Source organism: Micromonospora sp. NPDC049204 (genome assembly GCF_040647935.1).
In the GTDB taxonomy this organism is placed as follows: domain Bacteria; phylum Actinomycetota; class Actinomycetes; order Mycobacteriales; family Micromonosporaceae; genus Micromonospora.
This window is the reverse complement of sequence record NZ_JBEZDC010000007.1, coordinates 216,156-235,928: the sequence shown is the minus strand read 5'-3', so window position 1 is coordinate 235,928 and position 19,773 is coordinate 216,156. Positions and strand designations below refer to the sequence as shown.

Sequence of the window (19,773 nt, the reverse complement as noted above, 5' to 3'; positions counted from 1 at the left end):
GACGACCATCAAGACAGGCCACCCACCGGGAAAGGTTCGCGCCCGTTACATGATCGTTACTACGAGAGGGGTCGGTGCGGGCCGGCCCGCGCTTCGGGAGGGCTGCCGGCCCGCGCCCGGACGGCTGGCTAGCTGCCGCCGCGGAGGTTGCGGATGCCGAACGCCACCGCTCCGAGGACGAGCACGACGCCCAGGAGCTGGAGGCCGGGCGAGTCGTCGGCCTCCCCGTGCACGATGCCGGCGACGCCGAGGGCGACCGCGAGAACGACGCCGACGGTCAGGACGTACCTCACGGGGTGTCCTCCTCGACCCACTCGAGCAGGTCTCCGGGCTGGCAGCCGAGGACCCGGCACATCGCTTCCAGCGTGCTGAAGCGGACGGCCTTGGCACGGCCGTTCTTGAGCACCGCCACGTTGGCGGGCGTGAGCCCGACACGCTCGGCGAACTCACCGACGCTCATCTTGCGTTTGGCCAACTCGACGTCGATGCGCACGACGATGGGCATCAGATCACCGCCTCCATGTCGGTCCGCAGCGTGGTCGCCTGCCGCAGCAGCGCACGCATCACCACCATGAGAAGCCCGAGCACGGTGACACCCATCGTCAGGAGGAACAGCAGGATCGGACCACCCGGATCGTCCGCGTTGAAGCCGACGTAGAGGAAGACCCCCACGAGCACCACCCACGCGGCGCCGACGGCCCACACGATCAGGTCGACCCACCGCAGGGACGCCTCGGTGAAGATGCGGTCGTTCTTGACCAGGCTGAGCAGCATCCACGTCGACACGATGACCACCTGGACGCACAGCACCCAGAACACCGTGATGGCGGTCAACGGCCACCGGAGGTAGGCCTGCTCCGGCGACTCCTGGGCCATGTGCGCGAACTGTCCGGGCAGCGAGAACGTCTGGAACCCGATCAGGACCACGAACAGCACCCCGAGAAAAACCCTGAGAGCGGCTACCGCTCGATGCTCTGTCACCATGCATCGAGTTTCGCTCGTTACCTATCGAAAGTCAATCGCTCTCCGAAGCGTCATCTCCCGCCTGGGCAGCCACTGGGCTCGCTTTCTGCGGGTGGATCGTCTCGTGGCGGGCCAGCATGGCGACGAACTCGGCGATCTTCCGCTCGCGGGTCTGCGCCCGCTTGACGGCGTTGAGGCGGTGGATGAGCGCGAACCGGTTGGTCTTGGTGAGGACGTCGAACATGGCCTGCGCGGCGGGGTCGGCGGCGATGGCGGCGAGGAGATCGGCCGGCACCTCGGCCTCCGACGGCGGGGCGTAGGCAGCCGACCAGCGCCCGTCCGCCTTCGCGGCCTCCACCGCGGCGCGACCCGAGGGCAGCATCAGCCCCTCCGCCTCCAGTCGGGCCACGTGGGAGACGTTGCGTTGCGACCAGGCACTACGGGCCCGGCGCGGGGTGAACCGGATCCAGGAGCTCTCCTGATCCCGTTTCCGGGCCTGCCCGTCGATCCAGCCGAAGCACAGGGCCTCGTCGACCGCCTGCTGCCAGGTCAGCGTCGTGACCGTGCCGCCCTTCTTGGTCAGGGCGAGCCAGACACCGGGCGATGTGGCGTGGTTGGCCGACAACCACGCGCGCAGGGCCGCGTTGTCCGCGACGATCAACTCATCCAGCTCTGGGCTCACCATGGCGGCAGGCTAACCGCCACGGCCGACACCGACGCCCCGGTGGACACCAGGACCGACGCCGGGGCGGACGCATGGCCGACGCCCGGGCCGACGTCACGGCCAGCCGCCGGCCGGTCAGGCTCTACCATCGTCGCCATGGCAACACGGCTTGTGCAGATCAACATGAAGGCTCGGGACGATGCCGCACTCGGCGGTTTCTGGGCGCAGGCGCTCGGCTGGGGAATCTCCAGCGAGGGACCCGGCGTGACAAACCTCGAACCCGAGGGCTTCGTCTACCCCGATCCCGTCGCCGTCTGCGTCGACCTCGTCGTCTCGACGGAACCCAAGACGGTGAAGAACCGCGTACACGTCGACCTCGCCACCTCCTCCGCGGCCCAGCAGGCGCAACTGGTCACGCGCCTGCGGGATCTCGGCGCGACACCAGTCGACATCGGTCAGGGCGATGTGCCCTGGACGGTCCTGGCCGACCCGGAGGGCAACGAGTTCTGCGTGCTGGACCCCCGACCGCTCTACCGGGACACCGGCCCGATCGCCGCCGTGGTGGTCGACTGCGCGGATCCACGGGCCATGGCCAGCTTCTGGGACACGGCCACGGACTGGACCTCGCACGAGGTGACCGACCAGAGCGCGGTGCTGCGCTCCGCCAAGGGCGTTGGCCCATATCTGCGGTTCGTCCGCACCCCCGACGTGAAGACCGGGTGGAACCGCGTCCATCTCGACGTCCGCCCCTATCCAGGCGACGACCTGGCGGCGGAGGCGGCCAGGCTGCAGGCCCTCGGCGCCACCGCCGTCGACCTGAGCCCGAGCGAGATCCATTGGAAGGTCCTCACCGACCCCGAGGGCAACGAGTTCTGCGTCCTCACTCCAGGCTGACCTGAACCTGCGCTGACCCGAACCCGCGCTGACCCGAACCCGCGCTGAGCCGAACCCGCGTCATCCACGCGGCACGTCCACCGGGACACCTGGACGCCATGACGCCCCCGGCGGCGGCGGGCATCCCCCGAGCCGCCTCGCACCTCGGTCGCCGGTTCGGGGCCGCTTGGGATCGGTCACGTCCGCCGGTGGTAGTGGTTGCGACGCGGGATCTGGTCGGCGTCGAGCCAGGCCGGCGGGACGAACTCCGGGTTGCCGTCGCCCCCCAGCCGAACCGCCCACTCGCCCTGGTGCAGGTGCCGATGGTGGTGGCCGCAGAGCAGCACCGCGTTGTCGAGACTGGTCGGGCCGCCGTCGACCCAGTGTCGAATGTGGTGGGCGGCGCACCAGCGGGGCGGCCGGTCGCAGCCGGGAAAGGCGCAGCCTCCGTCGCGCAGCACCAGCGCACGCCGCAGCGGACCACTGATGAGGCGGCGTTGCCGGCCGACGTCGAGGACCTGACCGGCACCGCCCAGCACGGCCGGCAGGACGGCGGCGTCGCAGGCGAGCCGACGCACCGTCTCCGGGGTGAGCCGCGGGCCGACGTCGAGCGCGCCGGCGCGCAACCGCCGCGTCAGCTCGTCGAAGCCAGTGGTGACGACGAGCTGGGCCGGGTCGCCGCCCTGCTCCGGTAGCTCACCGGTGCGCAGAGCCAGCCGGCACACGTCGGCGAGGGCGTCGTGCCGACGCTGGCCGGCGGTGCGCGTGTCGTCGGCTGCACTGGGTGCGCTGAGCGGGTCGATGGCGGCGCGCACGAGCGCGGCGGTCTCCGCGTCGAGGATGCCGCTGAGCCGTAGCTGCCCGCCGGTCTGCTCGGAGACGGTGAGGTGCCGGTCGCGGGCGGCGCGAGCGGCCTCGGCCTCCAGGGCCGCCGCGGCTGCGGCGTCGGCGATCTCGGGGGCGACGTGGTCGAGGATGCGGCTGCCGAGCCTGTGCAACAGGGTGGGGTCGAATTGGCCGGCCCAGTCGACCAGCACGCCGACGGCCTTGTCGGCGACCTCCGGCCCGGCGGCCGTCTGCACGGTGGCGACGGTGTCAGCGATGACCCGGGCCTGCTCCACGCTGACCGCGCCGCTCGTCAAGGCATCCCGCACGGCGCTCGGGGCCGCGTCGACGCGGGCCGCGAGGTCGACCAGCCGGCGCGCGGCGGGAACTGTCAGCCGCAGTCGCTCGCGCAACCAGACCGCCGTGCTGGAAGCGCCCTGCGTCAGTGCGGTGCCGCGACCGTCCAACTCACGCACCAACGCCAGCTTGACGGCGGCAAGACGTTGCTCGACGCGGTGCGCGGCGTCGAGAGCATCGATCAGCTCCTGCTCGGCGAGAGCCCAGGCGGCCGCGTCGGTGCAGGCCGCCACCGCACCCTCCGCCCGCACCAACTCATCGATCACACCCAAACCCTAGAACAGGTGTACGACAACTTCGCTCGCGATGACATTCGTCTGGCATGGGAGAGGTTCGTTGGATGGACCCGGTGACCGACGTCCAGCGAGGACGCCACCGCGCCTCGCTCAGGCGCTTTCGTCGGGTGTGCGCTTGGCGCGGCTGGGCTGCACCCGCTTGGGTTCGCCGGGCATCTTCGGGTGGTCCGGCGGGTACGGCAGGTCGCCCTGGCCGGCGGCGGCGTCCCGGTCGGCCCACTCCAACAGTGGCGTGATGTCCCACGGGGCGTCGTCGATGTCGGCGTGCGGGTCGCCCCGCTCGGCGAGCCGGGCCGGCACGGTACGCAGGTCGAAGTCGTCCGGGTCGACGTCGGGCAGCTCGTCCCAGCTGACCGGGGTCGAGACGGTGGCCCGTGGGTTGGCCCGCAGCGAGTACGCGCAGGCGATCGTCCGGTCCCGGGCCGTCTGGTTGAAGTCGACGAAGACCCGGTTGCCGCGCTCCTCCTTCCACCAGGAGGTGGTGACCAGGTCGGGGTGGCGGCGTTCCACCTCCCGGGCGAGCGCGATGGTGGCCCGGCGCACCTCGGTGAACGTCCAGCGGGGCTGGATGCGCAGGTAGACGTGCACACCCCGGCCACCGGAGGTCTTCGGCCAGCCGGCCACGCCCAGCTCGTCGAGGACCGCGCGGACCCCTGCGGCGGCCCGCGCCGCGTCGGCGAAGTCGGTGCCGGGCTGCGGATCGAGGTCGATGCGCAGCTCGTCGGGTCGGTCGACGTCGGCGGCGCGCACCGGCCAGGGGTGGAAGACGATGGTGCCCATCTGTGCCGCCCAGGCCACGTGCGCCAGATCGGCCGGGCACAGCTCCGCCGCACTGCGACCGCTGGGGAAGGTGATCTGGGCGGTGCTCAGCCAGGGCGGCACCCCTCGGGTGGGCACGCGTTTCTGGAAGAACGCCTCACCCTCGATGCCCTCGGGGAAGCGTTGCAGCGTGGTGGGTCGCTCCCGCAGGGCACGCATGATCCCGTCGCCCACCGCGAGGTAGTAGTGGAAGACGTCCGCCTTGGTGAAGCCCCGCTGGGGGAAGATCACCCGGTCCGGACTGCTCAGTCGTACGGTGTGCCCGGCCACCTCGACCTCGGTGACCGCTGCCTTGGTGCCCGCCATCTCGCGACCTTATGCCACACCCCCGACGTTCGACGTACCGTTGAGGGGTGAGTCTTGACGACAACGAGCTGCCCCGCACCGACGACGAGTGGCGGGTCCGGTTGACCCCCGAGGAGTTCCACGTCCTGCGGGAGGCCGGCACCGAACGCCCGTGGGTCGGCGAGTACGTGGACACGAAGACCCAGGGGGTCTACCACTGCCGCGCCTGCGGGTTGGAACTCTTCTCCAGCGACACGAAGTTCGATTCGCACTGCGGCTGGCCGAGTTTCGACGACGCCATCCCGGGCCGGGTGAAGGAGATCGAGGACCGCAGCCTCGGCATGGCGCGCACCGAGATCCGCTGCGCCCGCTGCGACAGTCACCTCGGGCACGTCTTCCACGGCGAGGGCTTCACCCCGAAGGACACCCGGCACTGCGTCAACTCGATCTCGGTCCGGTTGGAACCCCGCTGACCTGAGCTGTGCGGGCGCGGTCGACGCGCGCTCACGGCGTACCCCGGAGCAGCTCGACCTCGGCGGTCCGGGACTGCTCGATCCGCCGGGCCAGGTCGCGGACCTGCTCGTTTCGGCCGACGCCGACCTGGGCTCGGGCCAGGTCGGCCGCCGCACGCTGGTGGTCGGCGAGCACCTCGCGCAGCGCGCGGTCGACGTCCGGGTCGGGCGCGGTCCGCAGCCGGTCGAGCGCGCCGTCGTCGCCGTGCCCGTCGTGCTGGTGCGCGCCCGCGCCGGCACCCGGCCCGGCCGTGGGCAACCAGCCGCGCATCGCGGACAGCTCGTCGGCCTCGGTCGCCTCGATGGCGGCGGCCAGGGTGCGCAGCGCGTCGTCGCGCACCCGGTCGCGGGCCAGCGCGACGATCTGCAGGGTGCGTTCGCTGTGCCCGACCATCGTGGTCAGGAAGACCACGTCGATCCCGCTCATCGTGTCCCCGGCGACCGCGGACCCCGCGCCCCCGGACGACGCCGTCGCGGCGGGGGCCGGTTGCGGCACGACCGGCGGGCTCGACGTGGGCGACCCACCGCAGGCGCCGGTGAGCAGCACCGCGGCGACAAGGGACACCAGACGGGTACGACGGCGCATGCCGGTGCTCCGTTCACGCGGGGACGGCGACACGGGTGCGGCCGATGACCGCACCCGTGGGGTCAGACCTGTTGCCAGAGCGCCGGTACGTTCGGCGGCTCCCACCCCGGGATCGCCGTGTGCGCCTGCCGGCAGCGGTACGTCGCTCCGCCGTAGGTGACCTGGTCACCGACCTGGTACGCCCGTCCCGCGGTCCAACTGCCGCCCGGGGCGGGCGTCGCGCTCGGCGTGGCGGTCGGGGTGGGTCGTGGGGTGGGTGAGGTGGTGGGGGTCGGGTTCGACCCGCCGCCGCCGACCTGCACGTCGATGCAGGAGTAGAAGGCGTTCGCGGTGTCGGAGATGTTCCACACCGCGAGGATCTTCTGCCGTCCGGAGAAGCCGCCCAGGTTGACGGTGTGCGAGACCGTCGCGCCCGGCTGCTGGCCATTGCCGTTGACCACGCCGACGCGGGTGTTGCCGATCCAGTACTCCCAGTTGCTGGTGGCGTGGCGGGCGGTGTTCACCCAGGTGAAGGTCAGCGAGCTGCCGACCGAGGTGGCCGGCCAGCCCCGGCTGTCGTCGTTGAGGACGGCGAACTGGGCGATGCCGGCATTGCAACTGCGCAGGCCCTTGGGTCCCTCGACGCTCTGCGGCTCGTACCTGATCTGCCCGCAGTCGGGCATCCGGCCCTGCGCGCAGAGCGCCTGCCGGCTGGGCGGGGCGGAGACGTAACCGTGCGCCTGCGCGGGAGCGGCGACGGTGAGGGTGGCGGCGACGGCACCGGCCGCCACCAGCGGGATGGTGATTCTTCGACGCATCGGGGCGGCTCCTTCTCCAGGGTCCGGTCAGGTGCCCCTCAACATAATTTAAACATTGTTAACAGTAAAGACTCCCATCAATAAATCCATCGATGGTGACGACTTTGGCTCAGAGGCGGAGCAGGCTGCCCCGGTCGTCGACCTGGTCGGCCGAGTCGTCGTCCAACCAGATGCCGTCGGCGGCGAGGTAGCGGAAGACGTACTCCCCCGGCGGGAGCTTCACGGTGACCGTCCGCATGCCGTCGCGGCGGATCACCAACTCGTGTCGGCCCGGCTCCCAGTCGTTGAAGGAGCCGACGACGCTCACCGGACCGGGCGGGGAGTCCCGGGGCAGGCAGAAGGTGACCCGGGTCTGGTTGCCGAAGAGCTTGTTGCGCTTGATCACTGTGACCCTCCGGGGGTTGCGGCGGTTCACCTGGCACAACGGACAACACGCCGGAGCCGACACGCCGCACCGGCCGCCGGAGAGCGGCGTTTCCGTCCGCGCGCGTCCCAGCGTGCGGCATTCTGGGCGAAAAGTCGGAATGAGGGGGTTGGTCATGGCCACGTGCGAGGTCTGCGGCAACGACTACTGGATGGCGTTCGAGGTGCACACCGTCAGCGGCGACGTGCACACCTTCGACTCGTTCGAGTGCGCGATCCACCGGATGGCACCGATCTGCGAGCACTGCCAGGTCAAGATCGTCGGACATGGGGTGGAGGTCAACGGCCGCTTCTTCTGCTGCGGACACTGCGCCCGCGCGGTCGAGGGCGCCGAGGGCGCCGAGATCCGCGACGCCGTCGGCGCGCGCCCGGCCTGACCGCCCGCCCGGCCTGACCGCCCGCCCGGCCTGACCGACCGGCCGCGCCGCAACGCCGCGCCCGATCCCACCATCCTGCGGTACGGTCGTCGCCATGCGGCCACTGCTCGGCGTTCTGCCTCCGCCGCGCTCCTGATCGGAGCGCCGCGCCCTCCCCGACCCGGTGACGCACCCGGCTCGGCACCCTGCCGTACGCGCTCCGTCGACGTCGTCCCCGTCAACGGCTCACCCTTCGGAGCGCCTCCGTGTCCCTCTCCCGTACCGTGCCGCCGGCCGCCCCGGCCACGACCGCCGGTCCGACCCGCACCGGCCTGATCCAGATCACCGTCACCGGCGTGCTGTGGGGCACCACCGGCGTGGCGGTGCAACTCCTGCGCGACAGCACCGGGCTCAGCCCGGTGAGCATCGGTTTCCACCGCCTCGCGATCGCCGCGCTCGTGCTGCTGGCGTGCACCGCCGGCCGACTCGGCGCGTTCCGGTCCGCCCTGCGGGCGACACCCGTACCGCTGCTGCTCACCGGCCTCGGCCTCGGCCTCTACCAGGCGCTCTACTTCGTCGCGGTGGCGTGGGCCGGCGTCAGCGTCGCCACAGTGGTCAGTCTGGGCCTGGCCCCGGTGCTCGCCGCGGCCTGGGAGTCGGTGCGCGCCCGCCGGATCCCCGGCCCGCTGCGCCTCGCCACGCTCGTCGCGGCAGTGGTCGGCCTCGCCCTGATCACCGGGGCGACGGCGGACCCCACCGCCGCCGCGCCCGCGCCACTGCTCGGCCTGCTCGCGGCGGCCGGCTCCGGCCTCGGGTACGCGGTGACCACCCTGATCAGCCGCGAGGCGTCCCAGCGCGTCGCGCCGATGACGCTGACCACCATCTCCACGGTGATCGGAGCGCTGACCCTGGCCCCGTTCGCCGTGGTCGCCGGGGTCGGCGTGCCGGTCCGCCCCGACACCGTGGCCCTGCTGCTGCACCTCGGCGTGATCACCACGGCGGTGGCGTACGCGCTGTTCTACGCCGGGCTGCGGACCACCCCGGGCAGCGTCGCCGCCGTGCTGACCCTGCTCGAACCGCTCACCGCGGCGGCGCTGGCCGTGGCGCTGCTGCACGAGCCGCTTCCGCTGCCGGTCGTCGGCGGCGGTGTGCTACTGCTCACCGCCGTGGCCGCCACCTACCTGACGCCTCGACGAGACACCCCCTGAGGCGGCCTACCATCGTCGGATGCCCTCGCAGACCACCGAGATCCGGACGGCGTCCTTCGCCGACCTGAACGCCCGCACCCTCCACGACCTGCTCAAGCTGCGCATCGACGTGTTCGTGGTGGAACAGCACTGCCCCTACCCGGAGCTGGACGGGCGCGACGTCGAGCCGGGCACCCGCCACATCTGGCTGACCGACGGCGGCGCGCCGCTGGCGTACCTGCGGGTCCTGGCCGATCCGGACGGCACCGCCCGGATCGGCCGGGTGGTGGTCGCCCCGCAGGCGCGCGGCGGCGGGCACGCCGGCCGGCTGATGAGCGCTGCGCTGGACGTGGTGGGCAACCGGCCGTGCGTGCTGGAAGCCCAGTCGCACCTGGTCGCGTTCTACACCCGGCACGGCTTCGCGGTCAGCGGCCCGGAGTACGTCGAGGACGGCATCCCGCACACCCCGATGCGCCGCGACGTCATTGACGGCTGACGATCGAGCTGGCATGGTTCCGGGTAGAGCCGTCGCGGGAGCCAGCGATTAGGCGCGGGAGTGGGCAACTCCCGCCAGTCCGGGTGTCGCCGTCCGACCTTCTCCCCCCGGGGGCTCCATGTCCACTCTCACCCGATCACGACGCGTGCTCTGGTTGTTCGCCATCGCGGCGACCAGCACGCTTTTGTTGACGACCGCTCTGAACACGATGCGGGCCGAACCCGCCTCCGCGCACGGGTCGGTCGTCGATCCGGCCTCGCGTAGCTACAGCTGTTGGCAACGGTGGGGCGCCGAGTTCCAGAACCCCCGGATGGCCACCGAAGACCCGATGTGCTGGCAGGCCTGGCAGGCCGACCCGCAGGCCATGTGGAACTGGAACGGCCAGTTCCGCGAGGGTGTGGGCGGCAACCACCAGGCCGCCGTCCCCAACGGCCAGCTGTGCAGCGGCGGGCGCACACAGAACGGTCGCTACAACGCGCTGGACACCATCGGCGCGTGGAAGACCACCGCGGTGTCGAACAACTTCCGGCTCCGCTTCTTCGACGGGGCCAGTCACGGCGCCGACTACATCCGGGTGTACGTGACCAAGCAGGGCTTCGACGCGCTCAACGAGCCGCTCGGCTGGGACGACCTGGAGTTGGCCGGTCAGATCGGCAACACCCCGGCCTCCCAGTGGAACCCGGACACCGGCGGTGTCTCCATCCAGATCCCGGTGAACGCGGCCGGGCGCACCGGACGGCACATCGTCTACACCGTCTGGCAGGCCAGCCACTTCGACCAGTCGTACTACCTGTGCAGCGACGTCACCTTCGGGGGCACGACTCCGCCGCCGACCACGCCGCCGCCGACGACCCCGCCGCCCACCACGCCGCCGCCCACCACGCCGCCGCCCACCACCCCGCCGCCCACCACCCCGCCGCCGAGCACCCCGCCGCCGGCTGGGGCCTGCACGGCGACGTACCAGGTCACCGGCCAGTGGTCCGGCGGCTTCCAGGCCGAGGTGAAGGTGAGCGCGGGCGGATCGCCCACCAAAGGTTGGTCGGTGAGCTGGAACTACAACAACGGCCAGCAGGTCACCTCGTCGTGGAACGCGACGGTCAGCACCAACGGCTCGCTGGTCACCGCACGCAACGCCAACCACAACGGCACCCTCGCCGCCGGCGCGAGCACCACGTTCGGTTTCCTCGGCTCGTGGAACGGCAGCAACCCGGTTCCGCTGGTCTCCTGCACGTCGACCAGTTGACCTCCGTCCGGTGCCGCACCCGGGCGGGGGTGCGGCACCGGCCGGCGGTAACCGGGGTCAGACCAGGCAGTTGACGATCTCGGCGACCGAGCGACGGCGACCGGTGTAGAACGGGACCTCTTCGCGGACGTGCCGGCGGGCGCCGGAGGCGCGCAGATCCCGCATCAGGTCCACGATCCGGTGCAGCTCGTCGGCCTCGAAGGCGAGCATCCACTCGTAGTCACCCAACGCGAACGAGGCCACCGTGTTGGCGCGGACGTCCGGGTAGCCGCGCGCCATCTTGCCGTGCTCGGCCAGCATCTCGCGCCGCTCGGCGTCGGGCAGCAGGTACCACTCGTAGGAGCGGACGAACGGGTACACGCAGATGTAGGGGCGGGCCTCCTCGCCGGCCAGGAACGCCGGGATGTGGCTCTTGTTGAACTCGGCCGGCCGGTGCAGCGCCATCTGCGACCAGACCGGGGTCAGCGACCGCCCCAGCGTGGTGCGACGGAACCGCAGGTACGCGTCCTGGAGCGCGTCGGGGGACGCGGAGTGCCACCAGATCATCACGTCCGCGTCGGCGCGCAGACCGGCGACGTCGTACACGCCGCGGACCACCACGTCCTTGCCGGCCAACTCGTCGAAGAGGGCCACGACCTCGCCGGTGACGTTGTCCCGCAGCGACGGCAGCGGGGCGCTGGCCCGGAACACCGACCACATGGTGTAGCGGATGCTGTCGTTGAGCTCCCGCAGGCGGGCCGCGTTGGTCTGCTCGGTCATGTCGCCGATCCTCCCAGTGCTGTGATGATCTCGTCGGCCGCCGTCTCGCCGGAGCGGACGCAGACCGGAATGCCGACGCCGTCGTAACCAGCGCCGGCGAGGACCAGGGTGGGGTACGCGGCGCGCAACGCCGCGCGTGCCGCGGCGACCCGGTCGGCGTGCCCCGGCGCGTACTGCGGCAGCGCACCGCCCCACCGCTGCACGTGCCCGTCGACCGGGGCGGGCAACGGGGTGCCGAGCACCGCCGAGAGCTCTCGGTGCACGGTGGTCGCCAGGTCCGCGTCGGGGCGCTGAAGGTGCGCCTCCTCGCCGTAGCGGCCCACCGACGCCCGCACCAACGCCAGGCCGTCCGGCCGGCGCAGGTGCCCCCACTTGGTGGTGAAGAAGGTCGCCGCCTTGATCAGCAGCCCTTCGGTGCTGGGCACCAGGAAACCGGACAGCTCGGGCAGCTGCGGTTGCGGCAGCGCCAGCGTGACCAACGCGACGCTCGCGTAGTCCAACTCGCCGACACCCTTCGCGGCCACCGGGGCCGGACCCGCGAGCAGCCGGGCCGCCGGTCGCGCCGGCACCGCCAGCACCACGGCGTCCACGTCGACGAGCGCGGGGTCGCGCGTCGGGCCGACGGTGAGCCGCCAACCCGTGCCGGTCGGGGTCACCTCGCGGACGGCGGCGTCCCGCCGTACCGTCGCGCCGCTGGCCGACACCGCCGCCTCGACCAGGGTGCTGAGCCCACCCACCAGGGTGCCGAAGATCGGAGCGCCGGGGGCGCGCGGCGCGGCGGCCTGCGCGGCCCGGACCGCACCGGTCAGGGTGTGCTCCACCCGGGCCGTGCGGGCCAGCGCCGGCATCGTCGTGACCAGGGAGAGATCGTCGGCGCGGCCCGCGTACACACCGCCCAGCATCGGGTCGACCAGCCGCTCGACCACCTCGTCGCCGAAGCGGGACCGGACCAGCGCGCCCACCGAGACGTCCGCGTCCGGCCCGACCAGCGGCCGCCCGTCGTCGGTGTCGGCGTCCGCCGCCGGGCGGGCGACCGAGGTCACCCGGTCCAGATCCCCGGGTACGCCCACCAGGGTGCCGCCCGGGATGGGGCGCAGCCCGCCGTCGACGACCAGCGCGGCCTGCCCCACCGTGGGGTGCACGATCCGATCGGCCAACCCGAGCCGCCGGATCAGGGTCACCACGGCGGACTCCGCCCCGGTCGGGTCACGCATCAGGAACGACTCGGCCCCGAACTCCACCGGCTGGCCGGCCAACTCCCCGGTCCGCAGCTTGCCGCCCAGCGCGCCGGACTGCTCGTACACCGTGATCTCGGTGCCGGCCGGTGCGTGGTCGCGCAGGCGGACCGCGGCCGCCAGGCCGGCGATCCCGCCGCCGACCACCGCCACCCGCCAGGGCTGCCGCATGCCCGCTCAGCCCTGGTCGGCCCGGCGGCTGGACAGCTCGTGCACCAGCGCGACCACCCGGGTCAACACCTCCGGGTCGGTCTCCGGCAGCACACCGTGGCCAAGGTTGAACACGTGCCCGGGGGCCGCCCGGCCCTGCTCCAGGATGCGACGCACCTCGGCCTCCACCACCGGCCACGGTGCGAACAGCACGCACGGGTCCAGGTTGCCCTGCACCGCCCGGTCCGGGCCGATCCGCTGAGTGGCCACGTCCAGCGGGGTACGCCAGTCGACGCCGACCACGTCCGCGCCGGCCTCGCCCATCGCGCCGAGCAGCTCGGCGGTGCCCACCCCGAAGTGGATCCGCGGCACCCCGGAGTCGACCAGCCCGCTCAGCACGGCGGTGGAGTGCGGCAGCACGTAGCGGCGGTAGTCGGCCTCGGACAGCGCGCCCGCCCAGGAGTCGAACAACTGCACGGCGGACACACCCGCCTCGATCTGCACCCGCAGGAAGGCGAGCGTCACCTCGGACAGCCGGCCGCACAGCGCGTGCCACAGCTCCGGGTTGCCGTACATCAGGGCCTTGGTCTTCGCGTGGGTCCGCGACGGCCCACCCTCGACCAGGTAGCTGGCCAGGGTGAACGGCGCGCCGGCGAAACCGATGAGCGGGGTGTCGCCCAGCTCGACCACCAACTGCCGGACGGCCTCGTCCACGTACGGGACGTCGTCGTGGGTGATGGGGCGGATCCGCTCGACGTCGGCGAGGGTGCGGACCGGCTCGGCGACCACCGGACCGGTGCCCGGCACGATGTCCAGATCGACACCGGCCGCCGCGACCGGCACCACGATGTCGCTGAACAGGATCGCCGCGTCCACTCCGTGCCGGCGCACCGGCTGGAGCGTGATCTCGGTGACCAACTCCGGGCGACGGCAGGACTCCAGCATCGGCACGGTCGCCCGGATCTCCCGGTATTCCGGCAGCGAGCGGCCGGCCTGGCGCATGAACCAGACCGGGGTGTGCGGGCCGGGCCGTCGCCAGCAGGCCCTGACGAAGGGCGAGTCGGCTGGTCCGCCGGGGCGGGGTTCTCCGTCTCGGGCGACAGTGCCCGTGGTGTCCGTGGTCATCGCCGCAATCGTGCCACGCCCACCACCCCCGTCCCACCTGGGGTGAAAGGAAGAGTGACTTCCGTGGGCCTCCGGCGGCGCACGGGTGTCGGCGCGCCGTCGGAGCCGGGGGCCGACGGCGGCATAGGCTGCCGACATGGCCCCCCCGATCGCGCTCCCGGAGACGTTCGCCCGCGCGGTCGCCGGGCTGCGATCGGCGACCCCCCGGCCGGAGATCACGCTGGAGGAGGTCGGGGCCCCCCAGCGGTTGGCCCCGTACACGTTCGCGCTCTCCGCGACCGTCCTGCGCGACGGCGACGAGGTGGCGACCGGCCGGTTGATCCTGCTGCACGATCCGGTCGGCCACGAGGCGTGGCAGGGCACCCTGCGGTTGGTCACCTACGTGACCGCCGAGTTGGAGGTCGACCTGGCCGCCGACCCGCTGCTGCCCGGGGTCGGCTGGACGTGGCTGACCGACGCGTTGGACGCCCAGGACGCCGGCCACCGGGCGATCGGCGGCACGGTGACGCAGACCATGTCGACCCGGTTCGGTGACCTCGCCGGCCCGCCGACCGTGGGCGACATCGAGATCCGCGCCTCCTGGACGCCTGTCGACGACGAGCTGACGCCGCACCTGCTCGGCTGGTGTGCGTTGCTCGCCTCCACGGCCGGTCTGCCACCACCGGGGGTCACCGCCCTGGCCGATCGCCGGTCGGCCGGCGCGGCCTGACCCAACCGGTCCATCCCCTCCCGCGCCCGTCCCGCCCCGCGCCCCGCCCCCTTCCGCGTCGATCATGGAGTTGGGGTGGGCGAAATACTGCTGTGCGCGGCATTTGTGAGGCACCACAGGTCCATGATCGACGGGGTGTGGGCAGTTGGCCGGGACACCTCGCGGACACCTGATCGACACACGCCGGACCGGCTGCACCCGCCGGTTCACCGCGCGCACTAGGGTTGGCAGGTGACCGACGAACCACCCCAGCGCCGTCGGCCCGCCGAAGAACTCCCGGGAAACGCACCCCAGCACCCGCCGTCGGCCCAGCCGCAGCCGGCGGACGACAGGGTCGACCCGACCGACGGTGGGCCCGTTCCGCTGATCGCCCCGCGTGACGGCACCCCCGATCCGGTGGCCGCCCCGGCCGAGCTCGCCGAGGTCGTGGCCCGCTTCGCGGCGGGCAGCGGCCCCGTCGCCCTGGACGCCGAGCGCGCCTCCGGCTACCGCTACAGCCAGCGCGCGTATCTGGTGCAACTGCGCCGGGCCGGCGCGGGTACGGCGCTGATCGACCCGCTGCCCCTGCCGGACCTCAGTGCGCTGGACGCGGCGATCGGGGATGCCGAGTGGGTGCTCCACGCGGCCAGCCAGGATCTGCCCTGCCTGGCCGAGGTGGGGCTGCGCCCGCGCCGACTGTTCGACACCGAGCTGGCAGCTCGGCTGGCCGGGTTCGAGCGCGTCGGGCTGGCCGCGCTGACCGAGCAGCTGCTCGGGTTCACCCTGGAGAAGCACCACTCGGCCGCCGACTGGTCGAGCCGACCGCTGCCCGAGTCGTGGCTGACGTACGCGGCTCTCGACGTGGAACTGCTCACCGACCTGCGCGACGCGCTCGACGCCGAGCTGACCCGACAGGGCAAGTCGGCCTGGGCCGCGGAGGAGTTCGCCGCGCTGGTCCGCACCGGGGCGCGCCCGCCGCGGGTCCGGGCGGAGCCCTGGCGGCGTACCTCCGGCATCCACCGGCTGCGCGGGGCGCGGGCGCAGGCTCGCGTCCGCTCGATGTGGTACGCCCGGGACCAGATCGCTTCCCGGCGGGACGCCGCGCCCGGTCGGGTGTTGCCCGACTCGGCGATCATCGCCGCCGCCGAGTTGGACCCGAAGGACGAGAAGACCCTGCTGACCCTGCCCGGTTTCGGCGGTCGGTCGGTCCGTCGGTTGGCCCGCACCTGGCTCGCCGCTCTCGACGACGCCCGGCAGTTGCCGGACGACTCGTTGCCGGTCTCCCCGACCGTGGAGGGTCCACCCCCGCCGCACCGCTGGGCCGAACGGGATCCGGTGGCGGCTGGTCGGCTCGCCCGTTGCCGGGAGGTGGTGATCCGCGTCGCCGGTGAGCACAACCTGCCGCCGGAGAACCTGATCACCCCGGATTCGGTGCGCCGGCTGGCCTGGACGCCGCCGGAGGACCTCACCGAGGAGACGGTCGCGGAGACCCTGCGCGGCCTCAACGCCCGCGAATGGCAGATCGGCCTCCTGAACCCCGACCTAACCGAAGCCCTAAACCCCACCCCCTAACCCCCGCCCCAATCCCACCCACCCATCACCCGCCCCCTGCGGTTGATCATGGAGTTATTGCCACCGCGACCGGCGTGTCGTGACAACAACTCCGTGATCGACCGAGGGGTGGGGTGGCGCCGGGTGTGGGGTGGGCCACAGGGGGACGTGGCACCAGGGTGGTTACTGGCGAGTAGCATTCGGGGGAACGTGCCCGTGTCGGCGACCCTTGTCCGGTCCGGCGTGCCGCATGGCCGAAGGCCGAATCATGGTCGAATAGGAGGCTCAAGTGCCCCGTGAAGTTCGGGATGTCGTCTTTGTCGACGGTGTCCGTACCCCGTTCGGCAAGGCGGGTGGCATGTACGCCAACACCCGCGCCGACGACCTGGTGATCCGCTGCATCCGTGAACTGCTGCGCCGCAATCCGCAGCTGCCCCCGGAGCGGGTCGAGGAGGTCGCCATCGCGGCCACCACCCAGATCGGCGACCAGGGCCTCACCATCGGCCGTACCGCCGCCCTGCTGGCCGGTCTGCCCAAGACCGTTCCCGGCTTCGCCATCGACCGGATGTGCGCCGGCGCCATGACCGCGGTGACCACCGTGGCCAGCGGCATCGCCATGGGCGCGTACGACGTCGCCATCGCCGGCGGCGTCGAGCACATGGGACACCACCCGATGGGCGAGGGCGTCGACCCCAACCCGCGCATCATCGCGGAGAAGCTGGTCGACCCGTCCGCGCTGGTCATGGGCGCCACCGCGGAGAACCTGCACGACCTGGTCCCGCACATCACCAAGGCACGCACCGACGCGTTCGCGCTCGCCTCGCAGCAGAAGACCGCGAAGGCGTACGCCAACGGCAAGCTCCAGGACGACCTGGTGCCGATGTCCATCCGCGACGAGGAGGGTGGCTGGGGCCTGGCGACGGTGGACGAGGCCCCGCGGGACACGTCGCTGGAGAAGCTCGCCACCCTGAAGACCCCGTTCCGCCCGCACGGCAAGGTCACCGCGGGCAACGCGGCCGGCCTGAACGACGGCGCCACCGCGAGCCTGCTCGCCGACGAGGCCACCGCCCGCGAGCTGGGCCTGCCGGTCGCCATGCGGCTGGTGTCGTTCGGTTTCGTCGGCGTGGAGCCGGAGGTGATGGGCGTCGGCCCGATCCCGTCGACGGAGAAGGCGCTGCGTCTCGCCGGGCTCAGCATCGACGACATCGGCCTGTTCGAGCTGAACGAGGCGTTCGCCGTGCAGGTGCTCGCCTTCCTCGACCACTTCGGCATCGCCGACGACGACGCGCGGGTCAACCCGTGGGGCGGCGCGATCGCCATCGGCCACCCCCTCGCCTCGTCGGGCGTACGGCTGATGACGCAGCTGGCCCGCCAGTTCGCCGAGCACCCCGAGGTCCGGTACGGCCTCACCGCGATGTGCATCGGCATCGGCATGGGCGGCACGGTCATCTGGGAGAACCCGCACTGGGAGGGTGGCAACAAGTGAAGACACCGAACGAGGTCGTCACCCGGGCGCTGCTGCGGCAGGTGAACGTACCGGGGCTGGACCGGCCCGCCGCCCTGATCACGTTGGACAACGGGCTCGACCACACCAAGCCGAACACGTTCGGTCCGGGTGGGTTGGCCAGCCTGGACGAGGCGATCACCGCCGCGCTCGCCGCCGACCCGGCGTTCATCGCGGTCACCGGCAAGCCGTACATCTTCTGTGTGGGCGCGGACATCGTCGGCCTGCCGCAACTCGCCGACCGCGCGCAGGCGCTGGAGATCGGCCGGCTCGGTCACCGGGTCTTCGCCCGACTCAAGGACAGCACGGTCCCCACCTTCGCGTTCGTCAACGGGGCGGCGATGGGCGGCGGGCTGGAGTTGGCGCTGCACTGCCACTACCGGACGCTGTCCGGCGGCGCGGCGGCCCTCGCGCTGCCCGAGGTCTCCCTCGGTCTGGTGCCCGGCTGGGGCGGCACCCAACTGCTGCCGAACCTGATCGGCATCCCCGCCGCGACCCAGGTGATCATCCAGAACCCGCTGATGCAGAACAAGATGCTCAAGCCGAAGCAGGCCGCCGAGCTGGGCATCGCGGACATCCTGCTGGAGCCGGCGGACTTCCTGGAGCGTTCCCTGGAGTGGGCCGCCGGCGTGGTCCGGGGTCAGGTCACCGTGACCCGGCCCGAGGTCGACAAGGACATGTGGGCGGGCGTGCTCTACTTCGCCCGCGAGACGCTGAACCAGCGGCTGCACGGCGCGGTCCCGGCCGCGTACAAGGCCCTCGACCTGCTGGAGACGGCGAAGGACGGCGACTTCGCCGCCGGCACCGCCGCCGAGGACGAGGCCCTCGCGGACCTGGTTTTCTCCGAGGAGTTGCGCAGCGGCCTGTACGCCTTCGACCTGGTGCAGCGGCGGGCCAAGCGGCCGGCCGGGGCACCGGACAAGGGACTGGCCCGCACGATCACCAAGGTCGGCATCGTCGGCGCCGGCCTGATGGCCAGCCAGTTGGCGCTGCTGTTCGCCCGCCGCCTCCAGGTGCCGGTCGTCATGAGCGACCTGGACCAGTCCCGGGTGGACAAGGGCGTCGGCTACGTGCACAGCCAGATCGAGAAGGCCGTCGTCAAGGGCCGGATGGACAAGGGCACCGCCGCCAAGCTGTACGGGCTGGTCAGCGGCACTGTCGACAAGAGCGCCTTCGCCGACGCCGACTTCGTCATCGAGGCGGTCTTCGAGGACCTGGGCGTCAAGAAGCAGGTCTGGGCCGAGCTGGAGAAGATCGTCTCCCCGGAGGCGGTGCTCGCCACCAACACCAGCTCGCTGTCGATCACCGAGATGGCCGCCGACCTGGAGCACCCGGAGCGGGTGGTCGGCTTCCACTTCTTCAACCCGGTGGCGGTGCTGCCGCTGCTGGAGATCGTCCGGGGTGAGCGCACCGACGACACCACCCTGGCCACCGCGTTCGCGGTCGGCAAGCAGCTCAAGAAGTCGAGCGTGCTGGTCAAGGACGCTCCGGCGTTCGTGGTGAACCGGCTGCTCACCCGCTTCCTGGGCACCGTCTTCGCCGCCGTCGACGCCGGCACCCCGCTGGACGTGGCGAACAGCGCACTGGACCCGCTGGGCCTGCCGATGCGCCCGCTCGCCCTGCTCCAGCTCGTCGGACCGGCCGTCGCGTACCACGTGGGCGGCACCCTGCACGCGGCGTACCCGGACCGGTTCGGGGTCAGCGAGAACCTCAGGCGGATCGCCGACTCCGGTCAGCCGATCGTGGTCGACGACCAGGTCAACGACGAGGTGGCCAAGCTGCTCGTCGTCGGTGACCAGCCGCTGACCGCCGAGCAGGTACGCCAGAACGCGCTCGACGCGCTCGCGCAGGAGATCCGGCTGATGCTGGATGAGGGCGTGGTCGCCGAGGCGCAGGACATCGACCTGTGCATGATCCTGGGCGCCGGGTGGCCGTTCCACCTGGGTGGCGTCACGCCGTACCTGGATCGGACCGGCACCTCCGAGCGGGTCACCGGTCAGCGGTTCCTGCCGCACGGGGCGGCGAGCCTGCCCGCCTGACGAGTCCACCGCGTCACCGTCGCGGTGGTCGGACCGTCCC

Annotated in this window: 22 protein-coding genes; 10 read left to right on the top strand and 12 right to left on the bottom strand. The window is 72.2% G+C overall.

All coding sequences use genetic code 11. The annotated features are described in order from the left end of the window. Positions 1–128 precede the first annotated feature (128 nt). From AB0A90_RS16325 to AB0A90_RS16310, 4 genes are read right to left on the bottom strand one after another with little or no spacing between them, the layout of a single operon-like run. On the bottom strand, positions 129–293 hold the full coding sequence (locus tag AB0A90_RS16325; protein ID WP_357247732.1) for a hypothetical protein: 165 nt from the start codon (positions 291–293) through the stop codon (positions 129–131). Then, positions 290–505 (bottom strand): helix-turn-helix transcriptional regulator, encoded by a 216-nt coding sequence (locus tag AB0A90_RS16320; RefSeq protein WP_357247729.1) that lies wholly within the window; start codon positions 503–505, stop codon positions 290–292. Before AB0A90_RS16320 ends, AB0A90_RS16325 begins: the two co-directional genes overlap by 4 nt. Further along, complete coding sequence (locus tag AB0A90_RS16315) at positions 505–984, bottom strand: DUF2975 domain-containing protein (RefSeq protein ID WP_357247726.1); 480 nt, start codon at positions 982–984, stop codon at positions 505–507. Before AB0A90_RS16315 ends, AB0A90_RS16320 begins: the two co-directional genes overlap by 1 nt. A 31-nt stretch (positions 985–1,015) precedes the next feature. Beyond that, positions 1,016–1,648, bottom strand: a complete 633-nt coding sequence (locus AB0A90_RS16310) for a YdeI/OmpD-associated family protein (RefSeq protein WP_357247723.1) — start codon at positions 1,646–1,648, stop codon at positions 1,016–1,018. 135 nt (positions 1,649–1,783) lie between these two features. Here AB0A90_RS16310 and AB0A90_RS16305 point away from each other — a divergent pair, with 135 nt between their 5' ends. Beyond that, positions 1,784–2,521, top strand: coding sequence for a VOC family protein (locus AB0A90_RS16305; RefSeq protein ID WP_357247720.1), 738 nt, complete (start codon positions 1,784–1,786; stop codon positions 2,519–2,521). A 176-nt stretch (positions 2,522–2,697) separates the two neighbouring features. Here the strand turns inward: AB0A90_RS16305 and AB0A90_RS16300 are convergent, their stop codons facing one another. Beyond that, positions 2,698–3,948, bottom strand: coding sequence for a DUF222 domain-containing protein (locus AB0A90_RS16300; protein WP_357247717.1), 1,251 nt, complete (start codon positions 3,946–3,948; stop codon positions 2,698–2,700). 120 nt (positions 3,949–4,068) lie between these two features. After that, positions 4,069–5,103 (bottom strand): non-homologous end-joining DNA ligase, encoded by a 1,035-nt coding sequence (gene ligD, locus AB0A90_RS16295; protein ID WP_357247715.1) that lies wholly within the window; start codon positions 5,101–5,103, stop codon positions 4,069–4,071. A gap of 47 nt (positions 5,104–5,150) precedes the next feature. Here ligD and msrB point away from each other — a divergent pair, with 47 nt between their 5' ends. Next, positions 5,151–5,555: a peptide-methionine (R)-S-oxide reductase MsrB gene (gene msrB / locus AB0A90_RS16290; protein WP_357247712.1), complete on the top strand. Its 405-nt coding sequence runs from the start codon at positions 5,151–5,153 to the stop codon at positions 5,553–5,555. A gap of 31 nt (positions 5,556–5,586) precedes the next feature. On the opposite strand, the gene AB0A90_RS16285 is transcribed toward msrB, so the two are convergent. The 3 genes from AB0A90_RS16285 to AB0A90_RS16275 all read right to left on the bottom strand — a co-directional run bounded on the left by AB0A90_RS16285 (position 5,587) and on the right by AB0A90_RS16275 (position 7,362). Further along, entirely contained in the window at positions 5,587–6,180 is a 594-nt protein-coding gene (locus tag AB0A90_RS16285; RefSeq protein WP_357247709.1) for a DUF305 domain-containing protein, read from the bottom strand. Between the two features lie 62 nt (positions 6,181–6,242). Continuing rightward, a complete protein-coding gene (locus AB0A90_RS16280; RefSeq protein ID WP_357247706.1) occupies positions 6,243–6,977 on the bottom strand; it encodes a lytic polysaccharide monooxygenase in 735 nt (244 codons plus the stop codon). A 109-nt stretch (positions 6,978–7,086) separates the two neighbouring features. Continuing rightward, positions 7,087–7,362: a glycoside hydrolase gene (locus tag AB0A90_RS16275; protein ID WP_357247704.1), complete on the bottom strand. Its 276-nt coding sequence runs from the start codon at positions 7,360–7,362 to the stop codon at positions 7,087–7,089. 154 nt (positions 7,363–7,516) lie between these two features. On the opposite strand from AB0A90_RS16275, the gene AB0A90_RS16270 reads away from it, so the two are divergent. The 4 genes from AB0A90_RS16270 to AB0A90_RS16255 all read left to right on the top strand — a co-directional run bounded on the left by AB0A90_RS16270 (position 7,517) and on the right by AB0A90_RS16255 (position 10,682). Beyond that, on the top strand, positions 7,517–7,777 hold the full coding sequence (locus AB0A90_RS16270) for a Prokaryotic metallothionein (protein ID WP_355051720.1): 261 nt from the start codon (positions 7,517–7,519) through the stop codon (positions 7,775–7,777). A gap of 245 nt (positions 7,778–8,022) precedes the next feature. After that, positions 8,023–8,964: a DMT family transporter gene (locus AB0A90_RS16265; RefSeq protein WP_357247701.1), complete on the top strand. Its 942-nt coding sequence runs from the start codon at positions 8,023–8,025 to the stop codon at positions 8,962–8,964. Between the two features lie 19 nt (positions 8,965–8,983). Then, positions 8,984–9,439: a GNAT family N-acetyltransferase gene (locus AB0A90_RS16260; protein WP_357247698.1), complete on the top strand. Its 456-nt coding sequence runs from the start codon at positions 8,984–8,986 to the stop codon at positions 9,437–9,439. Between the two features lie 118 nt (positions 9,440–9,557). Beyond that, the gene (locus AB0A90_RS16255; protein WP_357247695.1) at positions 9,558–10,682 is read left to right on the top strand and encodes a lytic polysaccharide monooxygenase; all 1,125 of its coding nucleotides are present in this window, start codon (positions 9,558–9,560) and stop codon (positions 10,680–10,682) included. A 57-nt stretch (positions 10,683–10,739) separates the two neighbouring features. Here the strand turns inward: AB0A90_RS16255 and hemQ are convergent, their stop codons facing one another. The 3 genes from hemQ to hemE are packed head-to-tail and all read right to left on the bottom strand — an operon-like array spanning position 10,740 to position 13,951. Then, the gene (hemQ, locus tag AB0A90_RS16250) at positions 10,740–11,441 is read right to left on the bottom strand and encodes a hydrogen peroxide-dependent heme synthase (protein WP_357247692.1); all 702 of its coding nucleotides are present in this window, start codon (positions 11,439–11,441) and stop codon (positions 10,740–10,742) included. Continuing rightward, the gene (gene hemG, locus AB0A90_RS16245; protein ID WP_357247689.1) at positions 11,438–12,847 is read right to left on the bottom strand and encodes a protoporphyrinogen oxidase; all 1,410 of its coding nucleotides are present in this window, start codon (positions 12,845–12,847) and stop codon (positions 11,438–11,440) included. The genes hemQ and hemG overlap by 4 nt, the downstream gene beginning before the upstream one ends. A 6-nt stretch (positions 12,848–12,853) precedes the next feature. Then, the gene (gene hemE / locus AB0A90_RS16240) at positions 12,854–13,951 is read right to left on the bottom strand and encodes a uroporphyrinogen decarboxylase (RefSeq protein ID WP_357247687.1); all 1,098 of its coding nucleotides are present in this window, start codon (positions 13,949–13,951) and stop codon (positions 12,854–12,856) included. Between the two features lie 136 nt (positions 13,952–14,087). On the opposite strand from hemE, the gene AB0A90_RS16235 reads away from it, so the two are divergent. The 4 genes from AB0A90_RS16235 (at position 14,088) to AB0A90_RS16220 (ending at position 19,733) form a co-directional block, all read left to right on the top strand. Beyond that, on the top strand, positions 14,088–14,660 hold the full coding sequence (locus tag AB0A90_RS16235; RefSeq protein ID WP_357247684.1) for a DUF3000 domain-containing protein: 573 nt from the start codon (positions 14,088–14,090) through the stop codon (positions 14,658–14,660). A gap of 231 nt (positions 14,661–14,891) precedes the next feature. Then, complete coding sequence (locus AB0A90_RS16230) at positions 14,892–16,211, top strand: ribonuclease D (protein ID WP_357247681.1); 1,320 nt, start codon at positions 14,892–14,894, stop codon at positions 16,209–16,211. 268 nt (positions 16,212–16,479) lie between these two features. Beyond that, complete coding sequence (locus AB0A90_RS16225) at positions 16,480–17,676, top strand: thiolase family protein (RefSeq protein ID WP_357247678.1); 1,197 nt, start codon at positions 16,480–16,482, stop codon at positions 17,674–17,676. Continuing rightward, positions 17,673–19,733: a 3-hydroxyacyl-CoA dehydrogenase NAD-binding domain-containing protein gene (locus AB0A90_RS16220; protein ID WP_357247675.1), complete on the top strand. Its 2,061-nt coding sequence runs from the start codon at positions 17,673–17,675 to the stop codon at positions 19,731–19,733. The genes AB0A90_RS16225 and AB0A90_RS16220 overlap by 4 nt, the downstream gene beginning before the upstream one ends. Positions 19,734–19,773 lie beyond the last annotated feature (40 nt).